Source organism: Celeribacter sp., assembly GCF_048259695.1.
Lineage (GTDB): Bacteria > Pseudomonadota > Alphaproteobacteria > Rhodobacterales > Rhodobacteraceae > Celeribacter.
The window spans coordinates 525522-539011 of record NZ_JBLXHL010000001.1; the positions used below are offsets into that span (position 1 = coordinate 525522).

The following is a 13490-nucleotide window of genomic DNA, read 5'->3' on the forward strand; positions in this document are numbered from 1 at the left end:
CCCTGCGGACACGCACAGAACAAACACAATATTTTCAATATGTTAATGGACTTCAGATCTTTACTGCACAACAAGAGCGCATTAACGCACCAAATACGCACCGTACAAACGTGGCGTTACAAACCGCACACCTTCACGATGCGGCTCGCGCCGCCTCAACCAATGCGATGACCTTGGCCACGGCTTCGTCGATCGACATTCCCGAGGTATCGATCACCGTGGCATCTTCGGCGGGCTTGAGGGGGGCCGCAGAACGGGCGCTATCGCGCTCGTCACGTTCACGCAGATCGGCCAGGACTTCCGCCTCGGTCACGTTTTCGCCCTTTGCCACCAATTCGGCGTGGCGGCGGCGTGCGCGAACCTCATCGGAGGCGGTGATGTAGAGTTTGACCTCGGCATCGGGGCAAATCACCGTGCCGATGTCGCGGCCATCCAACACCGCCCCACCGATCCGTCGTGCAAACGCCTGTTGGAAATCAACCAAGGCACTGCGCACGTCAGGGATCGCCGCGACACGGCTTGCCGCTTGCCCGGCGTCCCCCGAGCGCAAATCATCGCGCTCCAGATCCGCCGTCGTGAGACTTTGCGCCGCCTCCAGAGGCGACAGCCCCTCAAAGGTCTTTGCCCCCGTCGCACGGTACAACAGCCCCGTATCAAGGTGGGGAAATCCGAAATGTCTGGCGACAGCTTTGGAAACCGTGCCTTTTCCTGCGGCGGCAGGTCCGTCAATTGCGACACAAAAACTCATGCTTTTTTCCTCACTTGGAGGACAAACATGGCCAAGAGACAGATCAAGAGCAAGCCCCACTTTACCACAGTGACGGCAAAAATCGGGCTCGGCTCCATAAGCCCGTCCAATACCTGCTCCCTCGCAACGCCAAGTGGCGGGTACAAAAGACCGCTCCCGGGTTGCTCTAAAGCCTTTAAGATCAGAGCATTTTCGGTGAAATCCGCAAGGAGAAACATAAGTGCTGTACCGCGCACAGCCCGCCGTGCGGGCGAGACACACCACACCGCACCAAGAAATCCGAGCAAAAACACGGAATCAAAATACATCAGGCAAAGCCGGTACAGGTCGGTCAGGCCGGACATCATGAGCGCTGCTTGCAGATTTAACAGGTCGCCCCGCGTGTAGGGCGCAAGCGCGGATTGCGGCATCACGATCTCGGGCACAAGCATCAACACCGCACCCTGCCCGACATCGGTCAAGGTCGGAACCGGTTCATAGATCATCACAGCAGGACGCACATAGGCCTGCAAAATCACGGCCTCGACGACAAAGGCCACAAAGGCGATCAAGCCAAAGATCACCGCCGCCCGATATCGCCGCGGGCGCGTCATGCGGGAGTGCGGTCGACCTGTGCGCCCAGACCCGTCATCAGGCTTTCGAAAACGGGAAAGGACGTCGCAATGGGGGAGCCATCGTCAATCGATACGGGCTCTTGACTGGCCATACCGCAGACGAGAAACGCCATCGCAATGCGGTGGTCGATATGCGTGGCACAGGTGGCCCCGCCTTTGACACCCTTCGGTCCGCGCCCGTGGACGATGAACGTGTCCTCGTCCTCTTCGATCTCGACACCGCAGGCCTCAAGGCCCCGCGCCATCGCGTCGATACGGTCGCTTTCTTTCACGCGCAACTCTTTGACGCCGCGCATGGTGGTCGTGCCCTCGGCAAAGGCCGCAACAACGGACAACACGGGATATTCGTCGATCATCGACGCCGCGCGCTCGGGTGGAACCTCGACGCCTTTGAGTTTGGAATATTTTACACGCAAATCGGCCACGGGTTCACCGCCCTCGGTGCGCGGGTTCTCGAACGTGATGTCGGCCCCCATTTCCACAAGCGTGGTGTAGATGCCATTGCGCGTGGTGTTCTGGCTTACCCCGGGGACGAGAATGTTTGATCCTTCGACGATCAGCGCGGCACAGACGGGAAAGGCCGCCGACGAGGGATCACGCGGCACGGCGACCACTTGTGGTTGCAGCTCCGGCTGCCCCTTGAGCGTGATCTTGTTGTAGCCCTCCGGTGTCGTCTCGGTCGTAATATCGGCGCCGAACCCTTTGAGCATCCGCTCGGTGTGATCGCGGGTGGCCTCTTTCTCGATCACCACGGTTTCACCGGGGGTGTTGAGGCCCGCGAACAGCACGGCGGTTTTCACCTGCGCCGAAGGCATCGGGGTTTCGTAGGTCACAGGAACCGGCGAGGATGTCCCGACAATCGTCAGCGGCAAACGCCCGCCAGAGCGACCATAGGATTTAGCCCCGAACAGAGCCAAAGGATCGGTGATCCGCGCCATAGGACGTTTGCGCAAGGAGCCGTCGCCGGTAAAAGTCGTGGCAAAATCATAGGTGCTCACAAGCCCCATAATGAGCCGCACACCCGTGCCGGAATTGCCGCAATCGATCACCTGTTCAGGCTCGGAGAACCCGCCGACGCCGACGCCATGAACCGACCATGCGCCCTCGCCGTGGCGGATCACATCCGCACCCAACGCCTGCATGGCTTTGCCCGTGTCCAACACGTCCTCGCCCTCCAACAGCCCCGTGATCTTTGTCTCGCCAACCGCCAATGCGCCAAAAATCAACGCACGGTGTGAGATGGATTTGTCACCAGGCACCGCGGCCGTCCCTTTCAGGGGGCCACATTTGCGAGAGATCATCGGGATGGGATTGCCGTGAGCGGACATGGGAACTCCTCGTTTTGTCGCCAAACTGATAGCGCAACCGAACAGGGGGGTCCATCCGCGACTTGGGCGGACACGCATTTCTCATACGGCCCGCCAAAGCGGCGCAAGTCAGCTGCGCCGAAAGCTCATATAGTGCGGCGTGCGGCCCTCGCGCAGGGCCTTTTTCTCATAACGGGTCGAAATCCAGTCATGCGGCGCGGTGTTCCAATCCTCCGGGTGATCGCCCAGAAATTCGAACCCTGCCTGCGGCACCTCTTCCATGGTTTGGCGCACATAATCGGGAATGTCGGTGGCCACGCGGAACTCCGAGCCTGTTTTCAACACACGGTGCAACGGAGCGAGGTGTTCAGGCGTCACGAAACGGCGGCGATGATGGCGCGCCTTGGGCCACGGATCGGGATAGTTGAGGAACGCTTTTTCAATCGAGCCATCGGGCAGCACATCAAACAGGTCACGAGCATCGCCCGCATGGATGGCGATATTTTCAACCCCGCCCTCGCGGCGCATCCGGCTCAGACACATCGCCACACCGTTCACGTAAGGCTCGCATCCGATGATTTCGACATCGGGATAGAGCTGTGCCATATGCACCAAATGCTCGCCGCCACCAAACCCGACCTCTAACCAGACCGGTTTGCCGTGAAACCGCTTTTCCATGTCAAGCTGGATCCGGTCGGGGTTCTCTTCCCATGACACAGGACCCGGGGACACACGCGGCAGGTCCTCGTTGAGGTAGTCCTTTTGCGCCTTGTTGAGCGTCTTGCCGTGGATGCGCCCGTAGAAATTGCGCCACGGAGATCCGGATTTATGTTTGGTTTCGTCAGACATCGAAAAGCCCCGCTCAAGCGCCGCGATCTATTGGGGGATTTGCGCGTGATTGCACGGTCCCGACAGATCAAATCATGGATCGCGCCTCACGCTGCATCGTGATCGACACCGCGGTGAGGCGCGTTAATTAGCGGGGCTTTTCGCAAATCCACGTCTGATGGGCAAGCCCTCGGTTAGACGGCCTTTGTCAGCGCATCGACCAGATCCGTGCGCTCCCATGAGAACCCGCCATCCGCCTCGGGTGCTCGCCCGAAGTGACCATAGGCGGCGGTGCGTTGGTAGATCGGCTTGTTCAGATCGAGATGGGTACGAATGCCGCGCGGCGTGAGGTCCATCACTTTGGGGATCGCAGCCTCGATCAGGGCGGGGGCAATATCACCCGTCCCATGCAGGTCGGCATAGATCGACAAGGGCGCGGAGACACCAATCGCATAGCTCAACTGGATGGTGCATTTATCCGCCAGTCCCGCTGCCACCACGTTTTTGGCCAGATACCGCGCCGCATAGGCCGCAGAGCGGTCCACCTTGGTCGGATCCTTGCCCGAAAACGCGCCGCCGCCATGCGGGGCCGCACCACCATAGGTATCCACGATGATCTTGCGCCCTGTGAGGCCAGCGTCACCGTCGGGGCCGCCAATGACGAATTTACCCGTGGGATTGACGTGCCACACCGTCTCGTCGGTGAGCCACCCGTCGGGGAGCACTTCGGTGATGTAGGGCGCGACCAGATCGCGGACATCCGCGCTTGTCATGCTCTCATCAAGGTGCTGAGTGGAAAGAACAAGAGACGAGATACCAACCGGCACACCATCGACGTATTTCACCGACAGCTGCGACTTCGCATCAGGGCCAAGGCGTGGCTCGGTGCCGTTTTTACGCACCTCGGCCAAGCGGCGCAAAATCGCATGGGCATATTGAACCGGCGCAGGCATCAATGCCTCGGTCTCATTGGTGGCATAGCCGAACATGATCCCCTGATCGCCCGCGCCCTCGTCCTTGTCACCGCTCGCATCGACGCCCTGCGCGATATGAGCGGATTGTTCGTGCAACAGGTTGGTGACCTTGAGCGTCTTCCAGTGGAATTTATCCTGCTCGTAGCCGATGTCACGGACACACTCGCGCACGATGGCATCGATATTGCCCATATATTCGGTCAGCTTGCCTTTGTCGCTCAGCCCCACCTCGCCGCCAATGACGACGCGATTGGTGGTGGCAAAGGTTTCGGCGGCCACGCGGGCCTCGGGTTCCTCGGTCAGGAACGCGTCGAGTACGGCGTCGGAAATGCGGTCACAAACTTTGTCGGGATGGCCCTCGGAAACGGATTCCGAAGTGAAAATGTAGTCTTTGCGAGACATAGGGAACGTGCTCCAATGGTTGTCGCCCTCACGTCAGGAAGCCGTTGTGAGAGCCGATATTTAAAATGCGATATAGCTGCGTCGACACCGCGTCAATCGGTTTCCCGATCCCTACCGCCCCAGCGCTTCACCGCACCTAGTAGCATTAACATCACAATCAATAGTAAAGAGGGCCATTCTTTTGTGCGCGTATAAGGTGTTGGCGCAAGCGCCACAGGCAGAGCGGCGGTAAAGGCACCGGCCTGTCCCAACGGAATGGAACGGCGGATGTCACCGTGCGCGTCAATCACCGCCGAAATCCCCGTATTGGCCGCGCGCACCATCGGCAATCCCGTCTCGATGGCGCGAAACCGCGACTGTGCGAGGCTTTGTTGCGGGCCGGAGAACGTGCCGAACCACGCATCATTGGTCATATGGAGCAACCAGTCGGGGCGCGCCGTACCGCGCAGGTCCCGCGGAAAAATCGCCTCGTAGCAAATCAGCGGAAGCGCCATGCCAAGCGGGCCAAAATCCATCAGCGTTGGCCCCTCTCCCGCTGAAAAACCGTAACCCTCGCCCGCCGTGAATGTCGAGAACCCGAGCGCCGAGAGGAGGCGCGGAAAGGGAATATATTCACCGAACGGCACGAGGTGGTGCTTGTCATAGACTTGGGCAACCTCGCCTTGTCCGTCGATCACCACCGCCGAATTATATCCGCGATAGCCCGACACGCGGCGTATGCCGGTGATGGCACGGGCGGGGGCGACCCGCGCGTTGAGGGCGCGCAATTCCTCCCCTGCCCCGTCAAGAACCGGCGCCACTGCCGTTTCGGGCCAGATCACCAGATCCGCCCCCTCGGGGTCGGACATGTCCAACGCACGGTCGAAAAAGATCGGGATATAACGTGGATCCCATTTGAGCGCTTGCGGCGCGTTGGGCTGCACCACGCGCACCATCGCCATGCTGTCAGCCACCAAAGGGCGGCTCTCGATCCATGCGCCGGCGCCAAACAGCACCGACAGGCCCGCAATGGCCGTGAGCCGTGCGGCCAGTGTTCGCGAAAGCGCGGCACGGGCGAGCAGGGCCGCAGCCAACAGCGTAAGCGCCGTCAATCCGTAGGGGCCGACCCATGCGGCCAGATGCGCAGGCGGGGTGTCGAGCCAGATGTACGCCGCAAGCCCCCACGGGAACCCCGTAAACAGGTAGCCGCGCCCCAACTCGACCAAGGCCCATAGGCCGACAAGGCCCAGTACCCCGATGCCAAACCGTTTGGCCACATAGAACGCAGCGCCCCATAAAAGCGCCAATCCGCCACACATGAAAAACAGCGCAAAGGGGATCATCCACGCGGTCCCCGATGGCTCGACCAGAAACGGGTTCACCAACCACGAGAGCGCCACACCGAAATAGCCAAGGCCAAAGGCCCATCCGCGAAACGCGGCGCGGCGCGGTGTCGGGCTATGCTGCCAGACCGCGATGGCACCCGCGAACGCCAAAAGCGAGAGCGGCCAAAGACCGAACGGGGCCTGCCCCAATGCCGCCACGCCGCCTGCGCCAATGGCGGACAACGGGTGGGACAAAAGGCGGGGCAAACGCGACACGATGCGTCTAGGCGTCGCCAGATTGCGCCGCTTGTGGCAAGCGCACGCGCACACGTTTGATGCGGCGCGGATCGGCATCCATAATCTCGAACTCGGCCCCCGAGGGGTGGGGGATCATTTCGCCACGCGCAGGCACGCGCCCCGATAGCAAAAAGACCAAGCCACCGATTGTGTCGATTTCCTCGTCGTCGACCTCGTCGGTAAAGCTCATGCCCGCCGCTTGCTCGAACTCGTCGAGCGGGGCTTTTGCCTGCGCGATGAACGCGCCCGGTCCCGTCTGGGTCCAGAACACGTCCTCTTCGATGTCATGTTCGTCCTCGATCTCGCCAATGACCTGTTCCACCAGATCCTCAAGCGTGACCAAACCGTCCACACCACCGTATTCGTCAATGACCAAGGCCATATGACGACGGTCGCTTTGCATCTTTTGCAACAACACGCCGATCGGCATGGAGGGCGGCGCAAACAGCAACGGACGGATCATTTTGGACAGGTTAAAGCGCCCGCCATTATTGCTAAAGCCGTGAATAAGCGCGAAATCCTTGAGGTGGACAAGGCCGATAGGGGTATCAAGCGTCCCCTTAAAGACAGGCAGGCGCGTGTTGCCGCTTTCGCGGAACTTGGCCACCAAGTCGTCCTTTTTGATGTCGGCGGGGACGGCAACGATGTCGGCCTTTGGCACCATAACATCGTCCACCCGCATATGACGCAGGTTGAGCATACCCAAACGGGCGCGCTCCGCCTCGGCGGGGGCGGTGTCCGGCACCGATAGCTCTGTCTCGTCAGAGGAAGTGGAAGAAAAACCGGAAAAAATACGGGTGAAAAGTCCCGACCCTTTTTGCGGCTCTGTGTAACTGTGTGGTTGTTCCGTTGGCGCGCTCTGCGCTGCCGTAGAAGACCCAGGCTCTGTGTCGCCCATATTCCCTTTCCAACATATCTTGCCCAATGACGCGGGCTGGCCCCTAATATGGGTCCGGAACCCCTAAAGATTCAAGTATCTCTGTCTCGGTCGTTTCCATTATATCCGCATCTGCGTCCGTGATGTGATCATATCCCAACACATGTAACAGGCCATGAACGATCAGATGCGTAACGTGATGGGCAAACGGCGTGCCTGTCTCCTCTGCCTCACGCGCGCATGTGTCAAAGGAAATCGCGATATCACCAAGCTCCACGGTCCCGTCAAAGTCGGGTTCGGGGCGCGGCGGGCGCGCATTTGGCGTGGCGCGTTCGGCGGCGGGCCATGACAACACATTCGTCGCCTTGTCCTTTTCGCGGAACTGCGCATTCAACTCTTTGATCTTTGCGTCATCACAGGCCAGAACCGAGCCTTCGCAGACCTCGGGGTCGAGGCCAAGACGGGTGAGGGTCGCGTGCTCGGCGGCATGCGCCAGAGCTTCGATCCCGACGGCGTCCCAACGGGCGTCTTCAATCAATACGTCAACTGTCACGCTGTGGTGTCACTCTCATTACAGGCCATTTGGAACGGCTTTATACTCGATCGCACCAAGTTCCCAGTGCGATTTCGACGCCGGCCTCAGGTCTCCTGGTCGGCCTCATAGGCCTCGATGATCGCCGCGACAAGCGGGTGACGCACCACATCTTTGGAGGTGAAATAGTTGAACGAGATCTTTTTGACCCCCGCGAGAATACGCTCGGCATCGCGCAGACCCGATGTTTGACCACGCGGCAAATCGACCTGAGAGCGGTCGCCCGTGATCACCATGCGCGACCCCTCGCCCATCCGGGTCAGGAACATTTTCATCTGCATGGTCGTGGCGTTTTGCGCCTCGTCGAGCACCACAAACGCGCGGCTCAACGTGCGTCCGCGCATGAACGCAAGCGGTGCGATCTCGATCGTTTTGTCTTCGCGCATACGTGCAAGTTGTTTTGGCGGGATGAAATCATTGAGCGCGTCATAAAGCGGCTGCATGTACGGGTCGACCTTTTCCCCCATATCACCGGGCAAAAACCCGAGCCGCTCGCCGGCCTCGACCGCCGGACGCGACAGGATGATTTTATCGACCTTGCCATTGATGAGCATGTTCACACCCACCGCCACCGCGAGGTAGGTTTTACCCGTCCCCGCCGGACCGATGCCAAATGCCATCTCGTGATCAAACAGACTTTGAACATAGGCCTTTTGCCCCGCTGTGCGCGGCTCGACCATTTTCTTGCGGGTTTTGATCTCGACCTGTCCGCCTTTGAACATTTCGATCTGATGCCCCGCCGGTCCGGACGGCACAACGCCCTCGCCCATACGGATCATGCCGTCGATGCCCCCGGCGTCAATCTCGCGCCCCACTTCGAGCTTGGCATACATTTCCTGAAGCGTGGCCACGGCCTGTTCTCGTGCGGGGAGATCCCCCATCACAACCAACATATTGCCCCGCCGCACAATTTGAACCTCTAGCTGCTGTTCGATCTGGGCAAGGTTGCGATCGAATGCACCGCACAGATCAATCAACAACCGGTTGTCATGGAATTCCAACAGCGTCTCATGGGCGCCAACTTGTGTGTTCGGGGGGGTCAAAGCGCTCGTGCCCAAATGGTTCTCCGTCTCCGAAAGGGATGTCGCCATGATCGTGCCAAGGGACAGCGGGCAACGCAAGGCCCGACGGACCAACTTTGCAAAAACGTCATATGTACCGCTCCGCGCCCACACGAAAACGCCGCGAAAACCCACATAGCAAAAAGGCCCCCGCGTGATGCGGAGGCCTTTGAAACGTTGTGATGTCCGTCGCTTAGAGCGGATCGGAGACCGTCTGGCTGCCTTTATAGGGGCCGACCGCCATGTTTGGCTGTGCGATGCCCGAGCAAATCGGCTTGCCGTATTTGTCGACGCGTTGGGACAGGTAGCCCTCGACACCGTCATCGATAATCCAGTGGTCACAGCCTTGCGGATCAACCCAGATGCCGGCCACGAGATTCGACAGGTGCGACCCGTTTGGACCGTCCCCTTGGCCATAGTCGCGGGTTTTGTCGGTTTTGACCTTACCGCGACCGCCCTCGCCGGACAAACCGGCAATGACACCTTCGGCGCAACCGGAGACGAGAAGTAAGCCGGTCAGAAGTGCTGCTGTCTTAATGCTTTTCATTGGTCCGGCTCCTTATTTCACGCAGATGATTTCGACGCGACGGTTTTGCGCCATGCCGCTCGATGTGCCGTTGGAGGCAATCGGCATACGCTCGCCGTAGCCGCGAACATCGGCGATCCGCGCACCTGTTTGCGACGCAATTTTAGCCACCGCGTTGGCGCGGTTGTAGCTCAGACGCATGTTGTATTCGTCAGAGGCGCGGCTATCGGTGTGACCGATGATGATGTAGGCCGTTGCCCCCGCTTGCGAAAAGAACTGCTGAAGACGCTGTTGGCCACTTGCGGTGATTGCGTATTTGTCGGTGGCAAACAATTGGTCCGAATTCATCACGGCGCAGGATTCAACCTTGTGACAGGTTGGAAGGCCCTGGCGGTTCACCTTGAGATCCATGTAGCCCTCAAAGCCATCGTCCATAACCCAGTGCTCGCATCCATCGGGATCGATCCAGATGGTCGGCGCGTAGATTTCGCCCGTTTGCAGTTGGGATTGCGCGGACGCGGCGGTTGCCGAAACGGCAAGAGCCGCTATGGCGGCAGCGGCGAGGCCTTTTTTCATAACTTGGTTCAACACAGCTGGCTGTCCCCCACAATTTCAGTGTTGCCAGTGCCTTGGGACCGACACGAAACCACGCACCCGCTCAAGAACACCCTTTACTTGCGAAGGATAGCAAACTTCGTGGGTTTGTGAAGAAACATTTACTACATATTGTGTCCCGCAGGGAAACTTTTGCGCCATTTGGCGGCAATTGTTGCTTGTGCGCCCAACTTTTGAGGCCCCTCAGGCTGACTTGAGGTCAAGGGACCAGAACGCCCCCCAGTGAATTCGTCACGCTTTCTACGATTCTAACCCGCTTGATCTCGCCAATCGCGACTGTCCCGGTGACGTGAACGGCGTGCAGATATTCGGATTTACCAACCATCTGGCCCGCTTCGCGCCCCTGACGCTCGAACAGCACCGAGACCTCGCGGCCCACCATTTGGGTCTGGAATGCGCGTTGTTGCGTGGTGATCAGTTCCTGAAGCCGTTGCAGCCGCTCGGCGGCCACATGCGCCTCGACCATCTTGTCCCCTTTTTCGGCGGCGGGCGTTCCGGGGCGGGCGGAGTATTTGAACGAATAGGCCGAGGCATAGCCGACCTCGCGCACGAGGGTCATCGTGTCCTCGAAATCCTGATCGGTTTCACCGGGAAAGCCGACAATGAAATCACCGGACAGCGCAATGTCAGGACGCGCGGCGCGAATACGCTCCAACAGGCGCAAATAGTCCTGCGCGGTGTGCTTGCGATTCATCGCCTTCAGAATGCGGTCAGAGCCCGATTGCACAGGCAAGTGCAGGTACGGCATCAGTTTTTCACAATCCCCATGGGCGGCGATCAGGTCGTCCTCCATGTCGTTGGGGTGGGATGTGGTGAAACGGATACGCTCCAACCCGTCGACCTCGGCCAGACGATGGATGAGCCGCGCAAGACCCCACACGCCACCGCCATCGGCGTCAAGGCCCGCACCGTGATAGGCGTTGACGTTTTGCCCCAACAACGTGATCTCGCGCACGCCGCGCGCCACCAGATCCTCGGCCTCGCGCAAAATGCGATCCACAGGACGGGACGCCTCGGCACCGCGCGTATAGGGGACAACGCAAAAGGCACAGAATTTGTCACAGCCCTCTTGTACCGTCAAAAACGCGGCGGGCGCCCGTTTGGCTTTGGGGCGCGCCTTGAGCATCTCGAACTTGTCTTCCTCGGGGAAATCGGTGTCGAGGGCTTTGACGCCATTGCGGGCTTTCGCTTCAAGCTCGGGAAGGCGGTGATAGCTTTGCGGCCCCACGACCAGATCAACCGCGGGTTGGCGGCGCATGATCTCCTCGCCCTCGGCCTGTGCCACACAGCCCGCGACACCGATTTTGAGGTTCGGGTTGGAGAGTTTGAGCTCTTTCATGCGGCCCAGTTCGGAATAGACTTTCTCGGCAGCCTTTTCACGGATGTGGCAGGTGTTGAGCAGGATCATATCCGCCTCTTCGGGGCTCGACACCTCGGTATAACCCGACCCGCCAAGGCTCTCGGCCATGCGCTCGCTGTCGTAAACGTTCATCTGGCAACCGTAGGTTTTGATGAAAAGCTTTTTGGTCTCGGCCATGGTTTCGGGTCCGCGTCTAATGAGGGAATTAAGGCGCCTGTCTATAGCAGGGGTGGTTTTGGGGCAAACGGGTTTTGCCCCTGCCGTGCGGCGTACCGGGACGGCCACGCCCCTCTGCGCGGCCTCGCGCGGTGGGGGCTCGCGGGTGCGGCGATTTCGCCCCATGTTTGGCGTCCCCCGCCCGATTGTGTCCCGTTTGCTTGCAATCCACGCCTCTTCATGGCCTTTTTACCGCAATCGTGGACACTTAGCGCCATGTGAGTCGGAGCCCCATGCGGTACGAGAGCCTAGAGATATTCCTGAAAGACAGCAAAGACAGCCTTGCCAAGGGGCCTGTCGCGTTGATCTTTGCCGAGGACGAGATCGAAGTTGCCTCGACCCTGCGCCATCACCTTGCGCAGGGATTCGCAACGGTGATCCTGTTTGCCCCCGATGAAATCGACGTTCCAAGGGGCATTTTGACCAAAGTCGTGCGCATTCGCTACAACACCCGCGCCGAGAATATGCTGACCCGCGCCGTCAACACACTGATCGCAGCCGCCCCTGATATTTGGTTCTATTACTGCTACAATGCCGAATACCTGTTTTTCCCGTTTTGCGAGACACGCACCATCGGCGACCTGTTGACGTTCCATACCGAGGAACGCCGTGGCGCGATGTTGAGCTACGTGATTGATCTCTACGCGGGCAATCTGTGGGACACCCCCACCGCGGTCTCGTTGGAAGATGCCCACCTTGACCGTTCGGGCTATTATGCGTTGGGGCGCAATGGCAAGGACGGGCCAAAAGACCGGCAACTCGATTTCTTTGGCGGCTTGCGTTGGCGTTACGAAGAGCACGTAGAGCCAAGCCGCCGCCGCATCGACCGCATGTCACTCTTTCAGGCGAAAAAGGGATTGGAGCTGTCCGAAACACACCTGTTCAATGACGAGGAATACAACACCTACGCCTGCCCGTGGCACAACAACATCACGGCGGCGATCGGATCGTTTCGCACCGCCAAGGCGCTCAAGGCAAACGCAGGGTCGACCTTTGATATCGATACGTTCATGTGGCACAATTCGACCGAATTCAAATGGCACAGCCAACAGCTTTTGTCGCTTGGCCTCATCGAACCGGGGCAGTGGTTTTAACGGTCGTCCGTCGAGGCAAAGCCGTGGATGCATCTGCACGCGCAGGGCGCACATCCCGCCACGTCGCTATGCACCGGAAAAACCTTTCCCCGCGCACGCCTTTACATCACAGCCCCAGTCCCTATCTTGTGCCGCAATCGTAGAGGGTCGCACACGGCACCCTCAAAACCCACCTCGGCACGAAAGAATTCAATATGAGCGAAGTTAAATCCGGCGACAAGGTTCGCATCCACTACACTGGCACCCTCAAAGACGGCACCGTTTTCGATAGCTCGCAGGGGCGCGACCCGCTCGAGTTCGAAGTCGGCTCCGGCCAGATCATCCCGGGGATGGACAAACACCTGCCCGGCATGGCCGTCGGTGAAAAGAAAACCATCGTCGCCGAAGCCCTCGAGGCCTATGGCCCGCGCCACGACGAAGCACAACAAGCGGTGCCCCGCGCACAGATCCCCGCCGAAATTCCGCTTGAGGTTGGCCTGCAACTTCAAATGCAATCTCCCGAAGGACAGGTTGTCCCCGTGACGGTTGTCAGCGTCTCCGACGACGAAGTTGTCCTCGACGCCAACCACCGTCTGGCCGGCGAAGATCTGACCTTTGACATCGAACTGGTGGAGATCGTGGCCTAAGCCCCGACCACACACAGTCGACAAAATCCGACAAAAGAGGCGGTGCGCA

Annotated in this window: 14 protein-coding genes and 1 riboswitch; of the genes, 2 read left to right on the top strand and 12 right to left on the bottom strand. The window is 59.5% G+C overall.

What is annotated here, in order from left to right:
* Positions 1-133: 133 nt before the first annotated feature.
* The 12 genes from ACN0Q0_RS02520 to miaB form a co-directional block, all read right to left on the bottom strand.
* Positions 134-748 (bottom strand): (d)CMP kinase, encoded by a 615-nt coding sequence (locus ACN0Q0_RS02520; RefSeq protein WP_417241773.1) that lies wholly within the window; start codon positions 746-748, stop codon positions 134-136.
* On the bottom strand, positions 745-1341 hold the full coding sequence (locus tag ACN0Q0_RS02525; protein WP_417241774.1) for a hypothetical protein: 597 nt from the start codon (positions 1339-1341) through the stop codon (positions 745-747). Before ACN0Q0_RS02525 ends, ACN0Q0_RS02520 begins: the two co-directional genes overlap by 4 nt.
* Positions 1338-2690: a 3-phosphoshikimate 1-carboxyvinyltransferase gene (gene aroA / locus ACN0Q0_RS02530; RefSeq protein WP_417241775.1), complete on the bottom strand. Its 1353-nt coding sequence runs from the start codon at positions 2688-2690 to the stop codon at positions 1338-1340. Before aroA ends, ACN0Q0_RS02525 begins: the two co-directional genes overlap by 4 nt.
* 108 nt (positions 2691-2798) lie before the next feature.
* Positions 2799-3518, bottom strand: a complete 720-nt coding sequence (gene trmB / locus ACN0Q0_RS02535) for a tRNA (guanosine(46)-N7)-methyltransferase TrmB (protein ID WP_417241776.1) — start codon at positions 3516-3518, stop codon at positions 2799-2801.
* Between the two features lie 173 nt (positions 3519-3691).
* On the bottom strand, positions 3692-4873 hold the full coding sequence (gene metK, locus ACN0Q0_RS02540) for a methionine adenosyltransferase (RefSeq protein WP_417241777.1): 1182 nt from the start codon (positions 4871-4873) through the stop codon (positions 3692-3694).
* Positions 4874-4881: 8 nt separating this feature from the next.
* Positions 4882-4929: riboswitch (SAM-SAH riboswitch) on the bottom strand.
* Between the two features lie 36 nt (positions 4930-4965).
* A complete protein-coding gene (lnt, locus tag ACN0Q0_RS02545) occupies positions 4966-6453 on the bottom strand; it encodes an apolipoprotein N-acyltransferase (RefSeq protein ID WP_417241778.1) in 1488 nt (495 codons plus the stop codon).
* Positions 6454-6460: 7 nt separating this feature from the next.
* The gene (locus tag ACN0Q0_RS02550) at positions 6461-7372 is read right to left on the bottom strand and encodes a transporter associated domain-containing protein (protein WP_417241779.1); all 912 of its coding nucleotides are present in this window, start codon (positions 7370-7372) and stop codon (positions 6461-6463) included.
* A gap of 43 nt (positions 7373-7415) precedes the next feature.
* Positions 7416-7904 carry an rRNA maturation RNase YbeY gene (ybeY, locus tag ACN0Q0_RS02555; protein ID WP_417241780.1) on the bottom strand — a complete coding sequence of 163 codons (489 nt, stop codon included), beginning with the start codon at positions 7902-7904 and terminating at the stop codon, positions 7416-7418.
* 86 nt (positions 7905-7990) lie between these two features.
* Positions 7991-9001, bottom strand: a complete 1011-nt coding sequence (locus ACN0Q0_RS02560; protein WP_417241781.1) for a PhoH family protein — start codon at positions 8999-9001, stop codon at positions 7991-7993.
* A gap of 196 nt (positions 9002-9197) precedes the next feature.
* The gene (locus ACN0Q0_RS02565) at positions 9198-9551 is read right to left on the bottom strand and encodes a hypothetical protein (RefSeq protein ID WP_417241782.1); all 354 of its coding nucleotides are present in this window, start codon (positions 9549-9551) and stop codon (positions 9198-9200) included.
* A 12-nt stretch (positions 9552-9563) separates the two neighbouring features.
* Complete coding sequence (locus tag ACN0Q0_RS02570) at positions 9564-10106, bottom strand: OmpA family protein (protein ID WP_417241973.1); 543 nt, start codon at positions 10104-10106, stop codon at positions 9564-9566.
* Between the two features lie 238 nt (positions 10107-10344).
* Positions 10345-11682: a tRNA (N6-isopentenyl adenosine(37)-C2)-methylthiotransferase MiaB gene (gene miaB / locus ACN0Q0_RS02575; protein ID WP_417241783.1), complete on the bottom strand. Its 1338-nt coding sequence runs from the start codon at positions 11680-11682 to the stop codon at positions 10345-10347.
* 272 nt (positions 11683-11954) lie between these two features.
* On the opposite strand from miaB, the gene ACN0Q0_RS02580 reads away from it, so the two are divergent.
* Together ACN0Q0_RS02580 and ACN0Q0_RS02585 are read left to right on the top strand one after the other, a co-directional pair.
* A complete protein-coding gene (locus ACN0Q0_RS02580; protein WP_417241784.1) occupies positions 11955-12815 on the top strand; it encodes a glycosyltransferase family 2 protein in 861 nt (286 codons plus the stop codon).
* 194 nt (positions 12816-13009) lie between these two features.
* On the top strand, positions 13010-13441 hold the full coding sequence (locus ACN0Q0_RS02585; protein WP_417241785.1) for an FKBP-type peptidyl-prolyl cis-trans isomerase: 432 nt from the start codon (positions 13010-13012) through the stop codon (positions 13439-13441).
* The last annotated feature ends 49 nt before the right edge of the window (positions 13442-13490 follow it).